Here is a 21,562-nt window from a genome sequence, read left to right as displayed (position 1 = left end):
TTTATTAAAAGAAAGGAGGTCTAGATATGTCAAAAGGTAAAAAGACAGAATTATTTGACTATCAACCTTCAAATCCTCGTGACCCAAAAATGCCAACTTTAACAGTTGACTTTGATGAACAACAGGTTGAAAAAGAAACAGAATCTTGAAATCCAGAATCCAATTTTGAAAGTAGTACAAAAAAAGAGGTGGAGTCTAAAAAACCAGAAGTTATAGGTTCTAATAATAAAGCTAAACAAGGAGCTAAAAGCATTATTGATAGATTAAAAGCTATCAAAGATGAAGCTGAAGGAAAACCTAAAGAAAAAGAAGGTCCTTCAGAATTGGTTATGCCAGATCCAAACAGCGAAAATAGACTTTATGCAGGTTATAGACCTTCAGCTTCAAGTGCCTCTCCTGTAAAAAGAGATGCACAAACTTTAATTAAAAATTCTCACAAACAAGCTAGAGAAAAACTAAAACCTCAAGAAATTGAAAAAATTGTTAAATTCTTTAAACATAAAGTTGTAAAAATCAATAGAACTGAAGTGGTTCTAAAAAACAATAAATATGGTTTTGAAATATATAACAATAACGTGGATGGAAGATGATGAGTTGCTGCAACTTGTCATGAAGAACTTTGAAATCCAAGAAAACAAAATTACATATCATTTTGAAGTGGAAATACTTTTATAGGTTACGGTCAAGCAACTTTAAAAGAAACTTTAGAAAAAGCAGAAGAACTTATGAATTATGGAAGAACAGGAAATATAATTTGAAAAGATTTTGCTGTTGATTGGAATGAAAAGGGCAATAGATTTATTGCTAGCAATACTGCTAGAAAATTTACTTGAAAAGAATACCAAAAAATAGTTAAGTGATATGATGAAAATAAAATCTGAATTCTTGTAAAACAACAAGGAGTTGTAGATTACGAAGATCTTATGAACGAAACTAAAGCTAAAAAAGCTAGGGGAGAAAAAATAAACCCTATGACTTCAGTTCAAGCAAAACTTTTAGACCCACCAAGAAAAGCGCAATTTTTGTTTGGTTATCCTGTTAAGGACCCAAAATATAAAGGAGAGGACTATGCAAACCCAGAGAATAAACTTTATGAAATAGGTTTTGCATATGCAGAATAATATGGACAAAATTACATCAGTAAAGAATCAATTAATTTTAGATGCTTGTGAGTTGAAACAAAAAAAACAACAATTTGAAAAACAACAATATTTAGTCGAAGGACTAAATATTGTTTTAGATGCTATAAAAAATGATGCAGTAGAATTAGTTTTAACTACTCAAAAATATTTAAATAATTTTGAAAGTGTTAAAGTTGTTGAAATTTCTGAGAATGTAGCAGACAAGTTAAGTGATTTAAAAAATTCACAACATGTTTTTGCAATTTGTAAAATATTAAAGACTGAATTTTTTGAAGATAATGTTTTGGTATTAGACAATATTCAAGATCCTGGAAACTTAGGAACTTTAATAAGAAGTGCTAAAGCTTTTGGTTTTAAAAATATTTACTGTTCAAAAGAAACTGTATCTTTATATAATCCAAAGGTTTTGAGAGCAATTCAAGGAAACCATTTTGAAATGAACATAATTTATGGAGACTTAATTGAATTGATAAGTGACTTAAAAGAGAAAGGTTACTTTGTTGTAGGAACTTTTTTAAGAGATGAAAGTCAAATTAAAGATATTGGTGAATTGAAAAATAAAAAAGTGGCATTAGTTTTAGGGAATGAAGGACAAGGTATTGGTCAAGAAGTTATAAAACAATGTGATAAAAATTATATTTTAAATACAACAAAAGATGTTGAAAGTTTGAACGTTGCAATTGCAGGTTCAATCATTATGCATAACATTTTTAATTAAATTTTTTTTCATATACAAAAATGTATAATGAATTTGAGGTGAAAACAAATGAGAGAATTTAAAGCACTTATTAATAATGAACTTATTGATAACGGTCAATGATTAGAAATCATAGACCCAACAACTTTACAACCTGCTGGAAGAGTTACTGCTCTATCTGCACAAGATATAGATAACGCTTACAAAGCTGCTAGAGCTTCTCAAAAAGCTTGAGAAGAAGTTGAGTTGTTAAAAAGAATGGAATATGTTAAAAGTTTTAGAAATGAAATTGAGAAAAATAAAAATGAAATAGCTCAAATCATGTCTGAAGAAATTGCAAAAGGTTTAAAAGAATCTTTAGGTGAAGTTGAAAGAACTATTGAAATAATCGACTATACACTAGAAGAAGCTAAAAGAATCGACCCATTAGCAATGACAGGTGAAGGAATGGGAGCCAAAAATAAAATTGGTATTTTTTCAAGAGTTGCTAAGGGAGTGATTCTTGCAATCTCACCTTTTAATTACCCAATCAATTTAGCTGTTGCAAAAATTGCACCAGCACTTGTAATGGGAAATACTGTAGTATTTAAACCTGCAACAGCAGGTAGTTTAACTGGAGCATTTTTAGGTCAATTGGCATTAAATGCAAAATTACCAAAAGGAATTTTTAATGTTGTAACTGGAAGAGGAAGAGAAATCGGAGATATCATCACTTCTAACAAAGAAATTGATATGATTTCATTTACTGGAAGTGTAGGAATTGGTAATCAAATTAGAAAACAAGGAAGTTCAACTGATCTTGTTCTTGAATTAGGTGGAAAAGACCCCGCTTTAGTATTAGACGATAAAAATCTTGAAAAATATGCTGACGAAATTATTGGTGGAGCATTTGGTTATTCAGGACAAAGATGTACTGCTATTAAAAGAGTTTTGGTTTCTGATGAAATAGCAGATAAATTATCACCACTTCTAAAAGCTAGAGTTGAAAAATTAACTGTAGGTAAACCAAGTGAAAATGCAAACATTACACCAGTTATTGATTTAAAATCAGCTGATTTTATTCAAGGATTAATAGATGATGCTAAAGAAAAAGGAGCAACTATTTTAACTGGTGATAAAAGAGAACAAAACTTAATGTGACCAACATTAATTGATAATGTAACTGTTGATATGAAAGTTGCTTGAGAAGAACCTTTTGGACCTGTATTGCCAATTATAAGAATCAACAGTGTTGAAGAAATGATCAAAATTGCCAATGAATCAAACTTTGGTTTACAAGCAAGTGTGTTCTGTCAAGATATTTCAACTGCAATATCTGTTGCAAAACAAATTGAAACAGGAACTGTAAATATCAATTCTAAATCACAACGTGGACCAGATTGTTTCCCATTCTTAGGGATTAAAGATTCTGGTGAAGGTGTGCAAGGTATTCGCGAAGCATTACTAAGCATGACAAGATACAAAGGTTTAGTGATAAATTACTAGTAAAAATGCAATTTTTAAAAAATTGCATTTTTTTGTAAAAAATGAAAAAAAATTGTGTAATTTTTTAGTTTTGTGCTACAATAGTTTTGTATTTTAGGGCTATTTAAGATAGGGGTAATCTTGATGAAAAAAACAAAGAATTTAGGGATAGTTTTTTCTGTACTTACTTTTGCAGTAGGTATTTTTGCGTCTTTAGGTATGTTTTTAACTATAGATGATGGAATCACGGTGACATCCACTTTAAATTTCACATATATTTCTGTTTTTAATTTTGATCAAGACCAAGTAGTTAGTTATTCTTGAATACAAAATGTTGTTCTTGCAATGACAGCAGTTTCTTTCTTGGCTTCAATGTTGAGATACTTCTTATTTGAATCTAAGCCACTTACTATAATTGCGTTATTAACAAATATTGCAAATACAGTATTTGCAATAGTATTTCTAACAATAGTTTTCCTTCCAAATGGAGGAAAAGATGTTTGAATAAATGATGGTTATTATTTCACTTCACCATTACACTTAATCTTTCCAATAGTATTAATAGTTTTAGCAACTTTCTCAACAATAATAGCAATTGCTTCAGTTTCTAAAACTTTTAAAGGTATAAATGATGAAAAAGTATCAAAGAAAGCTAAACAAAAAACAAACAATTCTGAAAACTATGAAGAGCAAAATCAAGAACCAATTAATTATCAAAATAATAAAATGCCACAACCAGATCCAAACTTTACTTCATCTCCAAGTGATGAAACATTCAATATTGCAGATAAATTACAGAAGTTAAGAAATGATTTAGCAAATGGTATATTTGACGAAAGTCAATTAACAGAAGAACAAACAAAAGAATTAGAAAGATTCGACCAACAATTTGTTGAAGAAACAGTGATTGAAAAACCTGTAGAAAGTACTAAAGTACAGGTAAAACAACAACAACCAGATCCGATTGAATATACAGGTTCTCCAAAAGATCCTTACAAACAAACCATAGTTCCAAGAAGAGCTGCTCAAAAAGCAAGAGAATATAATAAGCCAATTGGAAATGTTGTAAGTGCTCAAGCTGTTCAAACAAAAGAAGAGAGAAAAGCTGCAAAGTATGATGAAAGTTTCCAAGGGAAAGTATTCTTAGGGGATAGTGATAGAATTTGACAAGCAATGCAAAAACAAAATCGTGAAATTAAACCTAAAACTCCAACAGCAGATCATGTTGTAAGTAAATCAAATATTGTAAATAGTTTACAAAAAGAAAAAACTCAAACTATGGAGTTAGATTCAAACAAATTTATGGACCCAATTCATGGTGAAAGCGATTACGAACAAACAAGTTCACCAACAATTGATTGAGATGATTAAAAAAGTTCCTATTAGGAACTTTTTTAATGTCTATGTAGGGTGTTTTTTATGTATAATTTTGTTAATGAATAAGAGGGTTAAAATGAGTAATAATAAAGAAGACATGATAAAAGAAATATCGGATGTTCTTAAAGAAAATAAAAAAATAAAAACGATCACTTTTAAAATGACTATGTGTAGATTAATACCTAGATTATCAAGTTTATTAACAATACCCTTTTTGTTCTTGGGTGTATTTTTGTTTAAAATGAAAGATGATTTTGCTTTTTTAAGAAAGCTTCCAGATTTTTTATTACCAATTTGCGTAATAGTGGTTGTTTGTTTAGTTTTAACAACTTTATTTTCTAGAAAAGCTTTAAATAAGAAATTTGAAATTCTAGAAAACGAGTTTTACAAAATACTTTATAAAAATGATAAAGTGGAAATGATTTATGAAAAATACTTTATAGAAAATTGTGGAAATTCTAATGTAAGTGGTATCGATATAATTTTTGAAAAATCATCAGCTTTTTTAGAACGTGGTAAAGGAAATCATAAAAATTATATGAAGGATTTAAAAGTTGTAAGTGATTTTAATGTAAATAGATTAGAATTCAACATTAATGGTAAAAAAGCTATATTTATAATTAATTCACCTTTAAAATTTGTTGAAAGACGTGGTAAATCTACAGTGACATATTATGTTTCAAGTAACGCAATTTTTATAGATAACAAATTTTACGATTATACTTTTAGTGGTGTTAAGGTGAAACCGGGTAAAGCAAAAGAAGAAAACTATAAAACAGAGTCTGTTGCTTTTAATAAGTTGTATAGAATAAACAAATCACAAAATGATTTAATTGCGCCTAAGTTTTTATCACCAAAAATAATTGATGGATTAACACAAATAGATATTAAAGACTTTCATTCAGTTGGCGTAGAAGACTATGTACATTTTGATAGATGTAGTAGTGGTAAAGCGGTCTATCCAATTGGCGTAATGGATATTAAAAAAGTTTTAAATTGAAATAAATTAGCAAAACTTGTTGTTGATAAAATGGAGTTAGACGTAAAATTATTTAAAGATTCTCTTAAAGTAATTGATTTATTTGCATAAAAAAACCACATTAATAATTAATGCGGTTTTTTGTTTAAGTTACTCATTAAAAAGTATTTTATTGAATAGTGTTTTTGGTATAATTACATTAATGTAGAAAGGGTGAAATGATGATAACACCAGAACAAAAATATAACAATATTAATAACCTTGCAAATACAAAACCAAAAAAATCTTTTTTAGGAGCTTTAATTTGATATATATCATTTATTATTATAATTCCTCTTATTGCTCACGTATCAAACGTCAATAGATTAAGAAGACTAAATACAAAAGTTAGTGAAGCTGAATCTGGAATTGATGTTCAATTGAAAAAAAGAAGAGATACTTTGATTAAGTTAATTGATTCTGTAAAAAGTGGAATTAAATTTGAAAAAGAAACTTTAACAACACTTACAGCAATGAGAACTGGAGTAGGTCTTGATGAAATGCAAAAAAATGCAAGCATGTTAAACAAGGTTGCAAAAGATGTTTCTATTCAATTAGAAAACTACCCAGATTTAAAATCAACAGCATTAGTTGCAGATTTAATGGCTCAAACAGGAAAAATTGAAGATGATATTTCTGCTTCAAGAAGAATTTACAACTCAAATGTAAGTATTTTTAACCAGGAAATTAATATTTATCCAAAAAATATTGCTGCAGGGCAACTTGGATATGTGTTTAAATCATTCTTTGAAATAACTGAAGAAGAAAGAGCAGACGTAGAAATCTCATTCTAGGTATTAAAAGATGAATAACAACGAAAAACTAATAGAAGATATTAAATTAGCATATACGGGTAACTCGAAAGTAAAAAAAGCTATGAAAAAAGTAGCTTTTTATAAAGTTACTTTAGCTATTCTGTCTGTTTTTGGGATAATACTTTTTTTATTAATTTCAAGTGGAGTCTTTGTGATGGACTCTTTTATTGCAAGTACTCTAAATCCAATCATAATGATTGCTATTTTTATAGGAGTAGGTTTGCTGACACTAAGTTTATTGATTTTTGGAGTATTATTTTATTTCAAAAGAGATTCAATAGTTCTAAAAAAAGAGAAGAAATTCTTTGAGGCTTTAAATGAAAATGAAACTTTGGGTAATATTTACTTAAAGTATTTTCAAGAAAACTTAACAAATAAAAAAGTGGAAGAATTAAAATTTAATCCATTAAATCCAACTTCAGTACCGCTAAGATCTAGAGGTGGATATAGAGCTTTCATTTCAAATTTACCAGTTACAAAAAATGTAAATGAAAATAGATTAGAATTTACAATTAATGGTAAAAAAGCTATGTTTTTGATGAATAGACCACATAAATTTACTGAAGGTAATTATTGAAATAGTAGAAATAGAAGTGAAAGAGTTTATACAGTTTCTTCAAATGTGATGTTTTTACAAAGTAATGATTTCGATCAAAGTTTTAACGGAATCAGAGTTAGAAAAGGTAAAGCGGGAAAAGACTCATACCAATCAGAATCTGTAGAATTTAATAATAAATTTAAAATTAATTTAAGTTCAACTGATTTTAGAGCAGCTAAATTCCTATCTCCAAAAGTAATTGAGGGGATGACAAAAGAAGAATCTAAAGATTTCTTTTCAATTGGAGTTGACAGTGAAGTTTACAACGACAGAATGTTGGTTGGAAAACCAATTTATCCTGTTGGAGTTATCAATATTAGAAGAAATTTATCTTGAGAAGGTTTGGCTAAATTAATAGCTAAAAAGATTGAACAAGATTTAAAGGTATTTGAAAGATCGTTAAAAATTATTGAATTATTTGCATAAAAAACCACATATGTGGTTTTTTTGTTTATTCAAAAATTAACTTGTTTTAATTTGTTATAATCAAATTAATTAGATGTTTAATGAGTTTTAAAGGTTGGGGAAAAAGTGAATAATTTTAACGATATTTTTAACGATATCTTTAATAAATTTGAAGGTAATAAAAAGTTAAAAAAGGCAATTAGAAAATTATCTTTTCATAAAATAGTTTCAAAAATTGTCTTCATTTCAAGCATAACAATAGCTGTAATTTTTGGTCTTATCAGTTTCTTTTCTAGAGAATTTTTGAGGAATGATAAAGACAGTCTTATATTTCTTTTGGTATTTTCAATTTCTTCTGTATTGGTTGTACTTTGAACCTTATTTTATATATTTGTATATAGAAAAAAAGAGTTTGGTTTAAGAAATAGTGAAAGAAATCTTTATAAAATTCTTTATAAAGATAATTATATTCAAAATTTATATAAATATTATTTTACGGAAAAGTTGGGTAAATCAAACATTACTGATTTAAAGTTAAATGCTTTAAAACCAACCACTATGCATGAAAAGAGATATGGCGTGTATGGTGATTATTATAGTTTGCTAAATTTCCCTCAAAATATAGAACAAAACAGATTGGAATTTAAGATAAATGACCAAAAAGCTTTGTTTATCATAAATAGTCCTATCATAGTTTTTCAAGGTAGATCAATGTGATTAAGTTATTTTGCAATCTCAAGTATTATTGAAGCTGTAGATATAGAATATGTTTCTTCTAACACAATGCTATTGCAAAGTAAAAATTTTGACGCTAGTTTTAAAGGTGTAAATGCAAGAAAAGGAAAAGCAGGAAAAGACAATTATCAATCAGAATCTGTTGAATTTAACAAGAATTATAGAGTTAATACAAGTGCAACAGATATTAGAGCAGCTAAATTTTTCTCACCCAAAGTAATTGACGCTATATTAAATGAAAAACAAAGTGATCTTTTGGCATTGGGTTTTGAAAAAGAATTATATATCGATAGAGTTCAAACAGGTAAATCTTTTTATCCAATTGGTACATTTGAATTTACAAAAAACATTACTATTGAAGAATTGTCAAAAAGAATAGCTAAAAAAATAGAATCTGATTATAAAATGTTTGAAAAATCCCTTAAAATACTAGATTTATTCGCTTAAAATCACTTTTGTGATTTTTTTTTTAATTTTTTTTAAAAAAAAGTGATTTTTTAGTTGCATTAGTAAATTAAATGAGATATATTTATAGAGTTGTCATTGAGGCAACAAACAACGATCTTTGAAAACTAGATAGAACAACAACAACCAATTAAATTTGTACAATAAATACAAGTTCAATTTTTTGAGTAAAATATAACAATAAAACAGATATAGTCAAGAATCAAAACATTCGCATTATAAACTTTTAATGAGAGTTTGATCCTGGCTCAGGATGAACGCTGGCGGCATGCCTAATACATGCAAGTCGAACGGGGTGCTTGCACCCAGTGGCGAACGGGTGAGTAACACGTATCTAATCTACCTTTTAGTGGGGGATAACAGTTGGAAACGACTGCTAATACCGCATACGACTTCATTATGGCATCAGAAGAAGTTAAAAGGCCCGTTTGGGTCGCTAGAAGATGAGGATGCGGCGTATTAGCTAGTAGGTGAGGTAACTGCTCACCTAGGCGATGATACGTAGCCGAACTGAGAGGTTGATCGGCCACATTGGGACTGAGATACGGCCCAGACTCCTACGGGAGGCAGCAGTAGGGAATTTTTCACAATGGGCGAAAGCCTGATGAAGCAATGCCGCGTGAGTGATGACGGTCTTCGGATTGTAAAGCTCTGTTATAAGGGAAGAAATGCTAGAAGAGGAAATGCTTTTAGTTTGACGGTACCTTATCAGAAAGCCACGGCTAACTATGTGCCAGCAGCCGCGGTAATACATAGGTGGCAAGCGTTATCCGGATTTATTGGGCGTATAGGGTGCGTAGGCGGTTTGTTAAGTTTGAGGTTAAAGCCCGGAGCTCAACTCCGGTTCGCCTTGAAAACTGGCAGACTAGAATGCAGGAGAGGTAGATGGAATTCCATGTGTAGCGGTGAAATGCGTAGATATATGGAGGAACACCAGTGGCGTAGGCGGTCTACTGGCCTGTTATTGACGCTGAGGCACGAAAGCGTGGGGAGCAAATAGGATTAGATACCCTAGTAGTCCACGCCGTAAACGTTGAGTACTAAGTGTCGGCATTAGTCGGTGCTGCAGCTAACGCATTAAGTACTCCGCCTGAGTAGTATGCTCGCAAGAGTGAAACTCAAAGGAATTGACGGGGACCCGCACAAGTGGTGGAGCATGTGGTTTAATTCGAAGCAACGCGAAGAACCTTACCAGGGCTTGACATCCAGTGCAAAGCTACAGAGATGTAGTGGAGGCTAACATTGAGACAGGTGGTGCATGGTTGTCGTCAGCTCGTGCCGTGAGGTGTTGGGTTAAGTCCCGCAACGAGCGCAACCCCTATCATTAGTTACTAACATTCAGTTGAGGACTCTAATGAGACTGCTAGTGTAAGCTAGAGGAAGGTGGGGATGACGTCAAATCATCATGCCCCTTATGTCCTGGGCTACACACGTGCTACAATGGCCGATACAAAGAGTCGCAATCCCGCGAGGGGGAGCTAATCTCAAAAAGTCGGTCTCAGTTCGGATTGAAGTCTGCAACTCGACTTCATGAAGCCGGAATCACTAGTAATCGCGAATCAGCAATGTCGCGGTGAATACGTTCTCGGGTCTTGTACACACCGCCCGTCACACCATGAGAGTTGGTAATACCAGAAGCACGTATCTTAACCGTAAGGAGAGAGCGTACCAAGGTAGGATTAGCGATTAGGGTGAAGTCGTAACAAGGTATCCGTACGGGAACGTGCGGATGGATCACCTCCTTTCTATGGAGTAAACTGTAGATTAGAGAAAGCTGAGCGAATCGATAAAACAGCTTTTGATTATATTCTGGTTCTATCTAGTTTTCAAAGATTGTTTTAGCGCCATTTAGGCGCAGCAATTTTTGAAAAATCGATCTTTGAAAACTGAATATTTGATGAGAAAAAATTAATTTTATTTTTCTTACGTTTCATAAATTTATATTTAAACGTAGTAGTAACTTAAAAATTACTAAGAAAAACTAAAATTTCATTAATTTTTTATAGATTATCTATAACAATAGGATTTCTTTTTAAGAAAGTATAGTAAGGGCATATGGTGAATGCCTTGGAAAATGGAGCCGACGAAGGACGTGACTACCTGCGAAAAGTTTCGGGGAGCTGGAAGTAAGCTATGATCCGGAAATGTCCGAATGGGGAAACCTGCTATGATTAATCTCATAGCGTCCATAACTGAATACATAGGTTATGTGATGGGAACCTGGGGAACTGAAACATCTTAGTACCCAGAGGAAAAGAAAACGAATGTGATTCTGTGAGTAGCGGCGAGCGAAAGCGGAACAGGCCAAACCGGTCTACGGGCCGGGGTTGTAGGACTCATGTTAGAGTTACAAATCTAGTGTATAGCAGAAGCTGTTGGGAAGCAGCGGCGTAGAGGGTGATACCCCCGTATGCGAAATGCACTAGACTCGAGTGAGTATCCTGAGTACGGCGGGGCACGTGAAACCCTGTCGGAATCTACCCAGACCACTGGGTAAGCCTAAATACTACCATTTTACCGATAGTGAACCAGTACCGTGAGGGAAAGGTGAAAAGTACCCCGAGAGGGGAGTGAAATAGTTCCTGAAACCATATGCTTACAAGAAGTCAGAGCCCGTTAATGGGTGATGGCGTGCTTTTTGTAGAAAGAGCCGGCGAGTTACGATATCATGCAAGGTTAAGCGGAATACGCGGAGCCGTAGTGAAAGCGAGCCTTAATAGGGCGTTTAGTATGATGTCGTAGACACGAAACCAGGTGATCTAGCCATGAGCAGGTTGAAGTTAGGGTAAAACCTAATGGAGGACCGAACCGACGTTCGTTGAAAAGACCGCGGATGACTTGTGGCTAGGGGTGAAATTCCAATCGAACCTGGAGATAGCTAGTTCTCCCCGATATAGCTTTAAGGCTAGCGTCGAGGTTTAGGATTATGGAGGTAGAGCTCTGAATGTATGATGGCCCCACCTAGGGGTACTGATTACAATTAAACTACGAATGCCATAATTTCATACTCGGCAGTCAGAACATGGGTGATAAGGTCCATGCTCGTGAGGGAAACAGCCCAGATCTACAACTAAGGTCCCTAAATATATGTTAAGTGTGTAAGGATGTGAAGGTGCACAGACAGCTAGGATGTTGGCTCAGAAGCAGCCATCATTTAAAGAGTGCGTAACAGCTCACTAGTCGAGTGCCTTTGCGCCGAAAATGTACCGGGGCTTAAACATATTACCGAAGTTTAGGATTCACAGCAATGTGAGTGGTAGGGGAGCGTTCTAAGTGCGATGAAGTCAGACTGTGAGGACTGGTGGAGCGCTTAGAAGAGATTATGCCGGCATGAGTAACGTTTGGAGGTGAGAATCCTCCATGCCGTTTGACCAAGGTTTCCTGGGCAAGGTTCGTCCACCCAGGGTTAGTCAGGACCTAAGGCGAGGCCGAAAGGCGTAGTCGATGGACAACAGGTTGATATTCCTGTACCACCTAATAAAGTGATGGAGTGACGGAGAAGGATAGTGTAAGCCGGCTGCTGGATATGCCGGTCTAAGCGCAAAGGAGTGTATGTTGGCAAATCCGCATACTTTAACTCTGAAGCGTTATGGGGAGTGAACGCTTAGGCTAGTAACGAAGTACATGACTCCACGCTTCCAAGAAAAGCTTCTAGCGTTAATTTATTAGGTGCCTGTACCTAGAACGAACACACGTGGTCAAGGAGAGAATCCTAAGGCAAGCGAGATAACTATAGCTAAGGAACTCTGCAAAATAACCCCGTACGTTCGCAAGAAGGGGTGCTCACTTATGGTGAGCCGCAGTGAAGAGGGAGGGGCAACTGTTTAGCAAAAACACAGCTCTGTGCAAAGTCGCAAGACGAAGTATACAGGGTGACGCCTGCCCAGTGCCGGAAGGTTAAGAGGAGATGTTAGCTTCGGTGAAGCATTGAATTGAAGCCCCGGTGAACGGCGGCCGTAACTATAACGGTCCTAAGGTAGCGAAATTCCTTGTCAGGTAAGTTCTGACCCGCACGAAAGGCGTAATGATCCCTTCGCTGTCTCGGCTGTAGACTCGGTGAAATTTTAGTACCAGTGAAGATGCTGGTTACCCGCAACTAGACGGAAAGACCCCGTGGAGCTTTACTATAACTTAATATTGAATTTTGGTGTAACATGTAGAGGATAGGTGGGAGACTTTGAAGCAATCACGCCAGTGGTTGTGGAGTCATCCTTGGAATACCACCCTTGTTACATTGAAGTTCTAACCTAGACCCGTTATCCGGGCCAGGGACAGTGTTTGGTGGGTAGTTTGACTGGGGCGGTCGCCTCCTAAAATGTAACGGAGGCGCTCAAAGGTACCCTCAGTACGGTTGGAAATCGTACGAAGAGCGCAAAGGTATAAGGGTGCTTAACTGCGAGACTTACAAGTCGAACAGATGCGAAAGCAGGACTTAGTGATCCGGCGGTCCCGTGTGGAAGGGCCGTCGCTCAACGGATAAAAGTTACCCCGGGGATAACAGGCTGATCTCCCCCAAGAGTTCACATCGACGGGGAGGTTTGGCACCTCGATGTCGGCTCATCGCATCCTGGAGCTGTAGTCGGTTCCAAGGGTTGGGCTGTTCGCCCATTAAAGCGGTACGCGAGCTGGGTTCAGAACGTCGTGAGACAGTTTGGTCCCTATCTGTTGTGGGCGTAGGAAAATTGAGAAGAGCTGTTCCTAGTACGAGAGGACCGGAATGGACGCACCCCTGGTGCTCCTGTTGTCACGCCAGTGGCACAGCAGGGTAGCTATGTGCGGAAAGGATAATCGCTGAAGGCATCTAAGCGAGAAGCCTCCTTCAAGATGAGTTTTCCCATTCTTCGGAAGTAAGATCCCATGTAGACCACATGGTTGATAGGTTGGGTGTGTAAGCACGGTGACGTGTTCAGCTTACCAATACTAATAGATCGAGCGTCTTTCTAAAGAGAGATCCTAAGAATATTGTTGTAGACACATTTTAAAATCAAATATTCAGTTTTGAGGGGTTGATTCGGTTACTTGTAACCAACTCTCAAAAAAAACTTAAGATCTGGTGGCCATAGCGCTGGAGTAATACCTGTTCCCATGCCGAACACAGAAGTCAAGGTCAGCTGCGCCGACGATAGTATAATGCAAAAATAGGACACCGCCAGTTCAAAGTCAAACTACAACTCGAAAGAGTTGTTTTTTTGTGTTTTGTGTGTTATGTTTAAAACAATGACGAATAACAAAGAAAGAAAGATATAAATGTTAAATATTTTAAATTTTAATTTTAAAAGAGCATTAAATAAATGATATATACTTCTAATCATTTTTATTGCCAGTAATTTTTTTAATATCTTATATAACTTAGTGAATTCAATGCAAATCCAAGATGAAGAAGGGGGAGTATTTTTAGGAGCTGGGTTAAATATTTTTATAGGTGTTAATTTAATTTATATTTTATTATTTAGCTATTACTTATATGATGATTTTAAAAGTGGTTTATGAAACCAAATTAAAGGTTCTAAAATAACTCCAATTAAAATAATATGAACGTATTTATTAAATGGTTTAATTCTAGCGTTTTTAAATTTAACTTTTTACTTGGTATGAACATGATCTTTTAATGTCAAAATGGTAGCTCAATATGGAATTTTAAATTTTTTACTTGATTACTATGTAAGGATAATTTTATATTGCATAACTTTAGCTATAATTTTATTTACTTTATTCAAATTTTTACCCGAAGATAGAATGGCAGTATCAATAACTTTAATATTATTAATTTTAGTCATAATCTGTACCGCTTTTTTAAATATGATTTTTAATCCAATCTTTGAAATAAAGTCAGTTGAAGTTATTTTTAATATATTACCTTTTTTCAATATTTGACTCTTAGAAACTAAAAATGCTCTATTTTGAATACCTTATATTTCTAATTTATTGGTATTGATTGGTTTAATGTGACTTACACTTGGAGTTAAAAGGGGGTTGAAGTTATGACACAAATAATAAATATCAACAAACAAATCAGTGATATCTTTACTCTTGAAATAAAAAACTTAAAAATAGAGGAAGGACAAATAATAGCTTTGGTTGGAAGTAATGGTTCAGGTAAAACAACTTTTATTAAAACTATTTCACAAAACTTTATTTACCAAAAAAACACAGATATAGACTTAACCTCTACTTATGATGTTTTACAACAAGTTAGTAACTATGGTAGTGTTAAATTGTTTGATATAGCATTGTTGCTTAAAAATTTATATAAGAAAAAAACTGATTTAAACAAGTTATTTGGATTTTATGAACTAAATAATCACAAACTGAAATATTTTTCAAATCTTTCTCCAGGACAACAACAAAGATATAAATTTATGTTACTTGAGTTATTAAGTGGTGATATTTTGATTTTGGATGAAACGTTTAATTTTTTAGATACTTTTTGAAGAAGGAAAATAACAAAAAGAATCCAATCTAAAATAGATCAATATAAAAATGTCTTTATAATTGACCATAATCTTGAAACATTAAAAGAATTATGTAATAGAATGATATTTTTAAAGGGTGGAAAGATTTTAGAAGATACCAAAAACATTAAAGATATTGAGCAAGAAAAGTTTGATGAACTAGTAGGGTCAATAGAATTAGAACCAGATTTTGAAGAATAGCATTTTAACCATTTTGGCTAAAATGCTATTTTTTTATACACAAAATAACCAAAGAAAATTTTTCCGCAAAAATATATATTATTTTATAAAATTTACCAAAAATCATTTAAAAGTTTAATTTTTTATTTTATAATATTTACGCTGTGTCAAGGGGGTAATTATGAAAATTACAAGAAAAAAACTAATATCTTTAATGATGATATTTGCTATGATTTTAACTATACTAGTAAATTCACTTTTAAATTTATTGAATACAAGCGTCAATACTAAAACGTTAGACAACAAACTTATGTCAATAGTGAATCCATCAAGAGAATGGCCACCAATTGAAAAAGATTTTTTGAATACATGAACTACTCTAGAATATTATGCAAATCTAGATACTGATAAGTATACAAATGAAATTCAACAAATTTTTATTGACAACTATACAAGTTTATTTGAATTCTATTCAAAAAACCCAGTAGAACCTGGAATTGCTGTTGATGAACAAGGTGTACCAAGCGAAAAAGTTAGTGAAGTTTCAAAAAAGGTTCAACAATCTGATGAAATTCAATATCTTATTGCAAGTACTATTAAAGTTCAATACATTCAAGCAAACATAAACTATATTTTAGGTAGAAATAACTTATTAAGTACTGGGAGTGAAGTTCTTTATTATTTAAAATATTTTAATGCTTTTACTTTCTTTTATTACTTTAAGGTATTTATAAGTCAAATAAATACATCAGTGAGTTATGAATTAAATCTTAACTTTTATACATATGGAGGTTTTGTTCCTATAAATCCAGACACAGGGGATGCAAATTTTTCAGTTGAACCTGAAAATTACGAACAAAATTTAAATGAAGGTAAATATCCTACTCCAAAAGTAGCTCCAAATAAAATTTTAAAAGACAAAGTTGATGAACTTTACAATTATGTTTTTATAGACAAGGGACCAAAAAATGATTAATTTAAGTAATGTACAAAAGAACTACGGTAAAAAAGTTGTTTTGAAGGGAATAAACTTAACTTTTAATGAAAACGAAGCTGTTGCTGTAGTTGGTTCAAACGGGTGTGGAAAAACCACTTTAGTTGAACTTGTAGCAAATTTAATTCAACCAACAGAAGGTGAAATAGTAAGACAAGAAAACCTAAATATTGGTATGCAATTTCAAGATGGTTCATGACCAATTGGAACAAAATTATCGGATCTTATAACTTTTTACAAAGATAAAAGTTATAAGAAAACAGAAGAATTTAAAAAATTAGTAGAAGCTTTTGATTTAGAAGGCATTATTTCAAGAGACATAAGTTCTTTGTCTGGTGGACAAAGACAAAGAATTAACTGTTTCTTATCAATTATTAACGAACCAAACGTTTTGATTTTAGATGAACTTATTACAGGTTTAGATTTAGAAATGCAAATTAAACTAATAAGTTTCTTTCAAAACTATAAAAAAGAAAAGAAAATTATTTTATTAATTGTTTCACATATACCAGAAGAAGTAGAAGCGCTTTGTGATAGAGTGATCATTCTTAAAGATGGAACAGTTTATGAAGATAAAAATATCGAAGAAATAACTAAGGAATATGGAACATTAAGAAAGAGATTAATTAAATATTATGAAAATGAAAAATAAATTTTCATTTGATATTAAAACAACAGCATTTTTCACAAAAATTATTTTTAAAAACATTAAAACGTATATCTTTGTTCATTTCTTATCATTAGTAAGCTTTTTTGCTTTATTTTATATTTGAAATGCAAATACATATGAAATGTTATTGCCACCAATCTTTATAAATTTTATGCTAACTTCAATTTTGTTTGCACCAGTTTATTTAGCTTTGACAATAAATGAATGAAAAAAGAAAAATTTATTAATTAAATTTAAAGTTGGTTCTTTAAATAAGGTTAATTTATTTGTGGCTGTATTTACAATTACTTTCTTGTTTATTATTTCTTCTTTTTTGGTCAATCTTATAGGGTACAATATCGTACTTTGATCAAAATTATTAAGTATTAACTTTCCACTTTTAACAAATATACATTGAACACTTTGAATAGTATTACTATTTAATATTGCTCTTTTATCAGTTTTTATTTCTGCAATGATTTTAGTTTTAACATGTGTTTCTAAAAAAACTGTATTAAATTTACTAGTAATTCAATTGGTATTTTTATTCTTAGTTATTTTTAGTGATGCATTTGCAAATCCTGCATTTACAAATGAAAAACTTATATTTGTAATATTTGGTTATATCAATCCTTATAAATATTTTATATGAACAAACATGTTGATAAGTTCTTATCAATTTGCTGACAAGTTCGGAATGACTCAAATAATACCAAAATATTTTAATGGTAATTTTGCTCCATTCAGTTCAATAGGTATAACAATTTCATTAACAATAGTTTTTACTATTTTAGTTGTTGTGCTTTATAAATATACTTTCAGATTCGGGGTGAAAAAATAATGAAAAAACTATTATTTACACTTACTGCATTAGGACTAATAGCTGGTACTACAACAAATGTTGTTTCTTGTTATTTAATTAACAATGATAATAACTTTCTTGAAAATTTACCAGACTTTGACTGAACAAATAGTAATTTTGGAGATGGAATAGACTTTAATAATTACAATGAGGCCAATGCATTAACAAGTGAAACTAAAGAAAATTATTTAGGAAAAACTAACAAACAAAAAGTTAATAGATTTGTAGATTACAATACATTTAGCACTGGTTTTCAGTGATCTCAAAATATATTAAAACAAGCTGTTACTGGTGTGCCTTTAAATAAAGGTTTTATGCCTAATGGTAATTTTGTATCTGACTTTGGAGTAAACACTCCTTCTCAAAGATATAGACAAATTAACTCAATTTTGGATTGAGATCCAAATAAAGATATGGATGCAAAGTACAATAAATCAGGACAACCATTAATTAAAAGCACTAGTGTTGCTACAAAATTAAGTCCTGAGCAAAATGAAGATATTACTTTTATGCCGCTTGGATTTACAAGTAGAAAACATAGAACTTATGACAATACAATTGTTGGTACAAAAAATCCATATGAAAATACACCAATAAATTATCAATATATTACTGGAGTTGTTAACTGATCTGGTTCTTGACTTGAAGGACCAATAGTTCCACCTCCAGCCGATATTATTGAAGCTGGTCATCAAAATGGAACAAAAGTTTATGGAAATATATTTTTAGATGGATGACATGGTCTTTCAAAAAACATGTTAAAAGATTTTCTAAAAAAAGATGAGTATGGAAACTTTTTAATAGTTGATAAGTTAATTGAAATTGCAGATTATATGGGTTTTGACGGATGATTCTTTAACAATGAAGCCAATGGTAGTATGCCTGACGGATGAATTTTAAAAAATAGTGATGTTGCACAAATTATCAAAGATTTTAATAATAAAACTCTTAGATCTGAAGATAGTAGAATCCAAGATTTAGATATGATTTTTTATACAAATGAGGGTAGTTTAAAAGCAACAAACGGAGAGTTTGCAGATAAACAAACGGGAGAAATTACTACAACTACCGGAGAATATAATGGTAGAAAAAAAGTTACAAAAATAGTAACAACTTTTTCTGAATCTCCAGAACGTTCAATGGAATTTTTAGATAATAGTGATGAGTATACTGGCGGTGATGTTATGACCATTATTGATGAAGGGGTAAATTCACAATTATCAGGATTTTTTGATTTTAAAAATCAAACATATTTAAAAGACAAAAATGGAAACTTTGATAAAAATAAATTTACAGGATTTACAACTTATTTAGATAATGGTACAGGAGTTTTTGCAGGTGCTGTTTCTGGTTTAACACCAAAAGGCACATCTCCTGAAAGAGCAGCTTTACTACAAATTCAGGCAAATCAATTGATGAATGATATTCAATATAGTGGAAGTAACTTGTTTATATCAAAAAAAGATATTGGTAAAACAAGTAAAGAAATTTCAACATCAATTCCTGATAGTATGGAAAATAAAAACGTTCAATTTCTTTTAGCAGACCCAAGAGTAAAATTTAAAGATAAAGAAAAAGCCAATGATGATATATTAAATACTTTATATGATTACTCTACAAATGGAGGTAAGGGTTATAATTCTACAAGTTTTGGAATTGGTAGCTTAATGACTGAAAAAACTATTATAAATGATGATAATAATGAAGCATTATTTAAAACTAACTTCTCAACAGGGAGTGGTATTAAATTTGTTTCTGATGAAACTTCAACACAATATCCATGATCTAATAGACGTCTTGTAGATACTTTACCAAGTTACAGATGACAAGTTTATGACAAAGCAAACCAAGATGAACCATTACCAATTAGTGATATAACTGGAGCTTGAGATTATGATGTAGTTTATAAAAAAGGTAACTCTATTGCAATTGGTGGAGGTTTTGATGAAACTGGTGCCATTGTAGATGCAAAATGAGATACTAACAAAACTTATTATTGAGATATAATGGGAACTAATTTGTCTAAAAAGAACCGAAAAATCAATTTCGTTTATAAAGATGGTGATAATGCTGATGTTAAATTATTGTTAACAACAACAAATCAATCTACACAAATTGACACACAAAAAGAAATTGAGTTAACTTCAACTTCTCTTGGTGATGGTTGAAAATCAATTTCCTATGATTTAAATCAAATAAGTTCAATTAATCAAGATAATAAATTATCTAAAATTGGTTTATCAATTAAGCCTAATGAAACTTACTTTAAATTGAATGTTGGTGAATTGTCTATTGAAAATTTAGATGTTACTAAAAATATTGAAAAAGCTGAAATTTCAAAACCAAGTTTAGAGTATATCATTTCTAGAAACAACCAAGATTACAACATACGTTTTGGTTACACAAGTAAGGGAAATAACATAAGTTATTATGAAATATACACTTTCTTTAACGATCGTTGATATAGAGTGGGAGAAACTACTCAAAGCGACTATTTCTTAAAAGATTTAAAACCAAACAGTGGGAATATAAAAATAGGGGTAAAACCTATTGATAAAGACGGAAAGCAAAACGATATGTATAGTTTTGATATTGAGGTCTAGAAAATGAATAAAATAAATAAATGTATTAAATACATATTCTTATCTAACTTTAAAAACTGATCTATGTTTGCTTACGTCTTAATATTGCCTTTATTGATACAAATCATATTATTCTACTTTTATATAAATAGATCTATTAAACCTGATGAAATCATAGCTGTAGGGCCTTTTTTGAGTCTTTCAATTATTGTTGCAGGAACCTTTATTCCTTACTTTTTAATAAGTTGAAGAGAAACTGTTTTTCTAAGACAATTACAGAATTTTGGTATAAAAAAATGAGAATTTTTATTCTCAATGGCTGTGGTTTTTTCAGTATATGCTTTAAGTTCGTATATTTTTAGTTCTTCTGTTTTGTGTATTCTAGATTCATTTACTATAAATAAAGTGGTTTTAAAATATTTTGATGGATTCTTTAGAAATAAAGCATTTATTTTAATGATTATAAATCTTTGAATTCTTAGTTTAATGATCTTAATGGTTAATATATTGATTTCTGGAAGATTGACAAATATATACTTAGCACAAGTCTTTGTGGTCTTGTTTATTGTTTGAATTCTTATTTTTGGAGACTTCTTTATACATAACAGTCTAACTCAAATGAGGGGAGTGTTAATCTTAAGTTACTTGAATCCTGTAAAGTATGTAAACTGAGTTTATTACCTTACATATAGTGGTACTCTTTGAAACTTGAGCAACACTTATTACATTATTGCAAATCCTAATTATTTTGTATCTTTCAAGTATATTTATGGACCACTATTTAGTTCACTTATTTTTGTAACATGCTTTAGTTATTTTAGTCATGTTACATTAAACAACGGACTTAAAAAATAATGATTGTTATTTAATAAAATAAAACTTTTAAATAACCAAAAAAACCAGTTTTTACTGGTTTTTTTGGTTATTTGACCCAACAAGTAACAATAAATGCAAAATTTACCATTTTTTTTAAATTTTTTCAAAAAAAATGAACTATTTTGATTTTAGTGTGCTATTATTAAAAAGCCGTTAAGTGGAGGTTAAAAGCCTTTATTTAAGGGCTAAAAAATAAATTAAATTATTTTCAAAATATTTCTAAAATATGTTGAAATTATGTTGGAAATAAG

General features: G+C 31.5%; 15 protein-coding genes and 3 rRNA genes. All 18 read left to right on the top strand.

Annotation, left to right across the window (positions count from 1 at the left end):
* The first annotated feature begins 26 nt into the window (after positions 1-26).
* The 18 genes from SCHIN_RS04820 (at position 27) to SCHIN_RS04735 (ending at position 21,290) form a co-directional block, all read left to right on the top strand.
* Positions 27-1,121 (top strand): hypothetical protein, encoded by a 1,095-nt coding sequence (locus SCHIN_RS04820; protein WP_166508496.1) that lies wholly within the window; start codon positions 27-29, stop codon positions 1,119-1,121.
* Positions 1,111-1,860, top strand: coding sequence for a TrmH family RNA methyltransferase (locus SCHIN_RS04815; protein ID WP_166508495.1), 750 nt, complete (start codon positions 1,111-1,113; stop codon positions 1,858-1,860). Before SCHIN_RS04820 ends, SCHIN_RS04815 begins: the two co-directional genes overlap by 11 nt.
* 48 nt (positions 1,861-1,908) lie before the next feature.
* Complete coding sequence (locus SCHIN_RS04810; protein ID WP_166508494.1) at positions 1,909-3,324, top strand: NADP-dependent glyceraldehyde-3-phosphate dehydrogenase; 1,416 nt, start codon at positions 1,909-1,911, stop codon at positions 3,322-3,324.
* 123 nt (positions 3,325-3,447) lie between these two features.
* A complete protein-coding gene (locus SCHIN_RS04805; RefSeq protein ID WP_166508493.1) occupies positions 3,448-4,674 on the top strand; it encodes a hypothetical protein in 1,227 nt (408 codons plus the stop codon).
* An 82-nt stretch (positions 4,675-4,756) separates the two neighbouring features.
* A complete protein-coding gene (locus SCHIN_RS04800) occupies positions 4,757-5,770 on the top strand; it encodes a hypothetical protein (RefSeq protein ID WP_166508492.1) in 1,014 nt (337 codons plus the stop codon).
* A gap of 107 nt (positions 5,771-5,877) precedes the next feature.
* Positions 5,878-6,492, top strand: a complete 615-nt coding sequence (locus tag SCHIN_RS04795) for a LemA family protein (protein WP_166508491.1) — start codon at positions 5,878-5,880, stop codon at positions 6,490-6,492.
* 10 nt (positions 6,493-6,502) lie between these two features.
* On the top strand, positions 6,503-7,537 hold the full coding sequence (locus SCHIN_RS04790; RefSeq protein WP_166508490.1) for an Asp23/Gls24 family envelope stress response protein: 1,035 nt from the start codon (positions 6,503-6,505) through the stop codon (positions 7,535-7,537).
* Between the two features lie 105 nt (positions 7,538-7,642).
* The gene (locus SCHIN_RS04785) at positions 7,643-8,698 is read left to right on the top strand and encodes a hypothetical protein (RefSeq protein ID WP_166508489.1); all 1,056 of its coding nucleotides are present in this window, start codon (positions 7,643-7,645) and stop codon (positions 8,696-8,698) included.
* 243 nt (positions 8,699-8,941) lie between these two features.
* Positions 8,942-10,461: ribosomal RNA gene (locus tag SCHIN_RS04780) — 16S ribosomal RNA — on the top strand.
* Positions 10,462-10,751: 290 nt separating this feature from the next.
* Positions 10,752-13,660: ribosomal RNA gene (locus tag SCHIN_RS04775) — 23S ribosomal RNA — on the top strand.
* 105 nt (positions 13,661-13,765) lie between these two features.
* Positions 13,766-13,871: ribosomal RNA gene (gene rrf / locus SCHIN_RS04770) — 5S ribosomal RNA — on the top strand.
* Together the 16S, 23S and 5S rRNA genes form the textbook arrangement of a ribosomal RNA operon.
* A 206-nt stretch (positions 13,872-14,077) precedes the next feature.
* Positions 14,078-14,710, top strand: coding sequence for a hypothetical protein (locus SCHIN_RS04765; RefSeq protein ID WP_166508488.1), 633 nt, complete (start codon positions 14,078-14,080; stop codon positions 14,708-14,710).
* Positions 14,698-15,369: an ATP-binding cassette domain-containing protein gene (locus SCHIN_RS04760; RefSeq protein ID WP_166508487.1), complete on the top strand. Its 672-nt coding sequence runs from the start codon at positions 14,698-14,700 to the stop codon at positions 15,367-15,369. Before SCHIN_RS04765 ends, SCHIN_RS04760 begins: the two co-directional genes overlap by 13 nt.
* A 160-nt stretch (positions 15,370-15,529) precedes the next feature.
* The gene (locus tag SCHIN_RS04755) at positions 15,530-16,324 is read left to right on the top strand and encodes a hypothetical protein (RefSeq protein ID WP_166508486.1); all 795 of its coding nucleotides are present in this window, start codon (positions 15,530-15,532) and stop codon (positions 16,322-16,324) included.
* Positions 16,317-16,994, top strand: a complete 678-nt coding sequence (locus tag SCHIN_RS04750; protein WP_166508485.1) for an ATP-binding cassette domain-containing protein — start codon at positions 16,317-16,319, stop codon at positions 16,992-16,994. Before SCHIN_RS04755 ends, SCHIN_RS04750 begins: the two co-directional genes overlap by 8 nt.
* Positions 16,978-17,832: a hypothetical protein gene (locus SCHIN_RS04745; RefSeq protein WP_166508484.1), complete on the top strand. Its 855-nt coding sequence runs from the start codon at positions 16,978-16,980 to the stop codon at positions 17,830-17,832. The genes SCHIN_RS04750 and SCHIN_RS04745 overlap by 17 nt, the downstream gene beginning before the upstream one ends.
* Positions 17,832-20,456 carry an endo-beta-N-acetylglucosaminidase gene (locus tag SCHIN_RS04740; protein WP_166508483.1) on the top strand — a complete coding sequence of 875 codons (2,625 nt, stop codon included), beginning with the start codon at positions 17,832-17,834 and terminating at the stop codon, positions 20,454-20,456. Before SCHIN_RS04745 ends, SCHIN_RS04740 begins: the two co-directional genes overlap by 1 nt.
* Before the next feature lie 3 nt (positions 20,457-20,459).
* Positions 20,460-21,290 carry a hypothetical protein gene (locus SCHIN_RS04735; protein WP_166508482.1) on the top strand — a complete coding sequence of 277 codons (831 nt, stop codon included), beginning with the start codon at positions 20,460-20,462 and terminating at the stop codon, positions 21,288-21,290.
* Positions 21,291-21,562: the final 272 nt, after the last annotated feature.

The organism is Spiroplasma chinense (assembly GCF_008086545.1).
Taxonomy (GTDB): Bacteria; Bacillota_I; Bacilli_A; order Mycoplasmatales; family Mycoplasmataceae; genus Spiroplasma_A; species Spiroplasma_A chinense.
The sequence above is the reverse complement of the archived record's forward strand: the minus strand, read 5'-3'. Positions and strand labels throughout refer to the sequence as shown.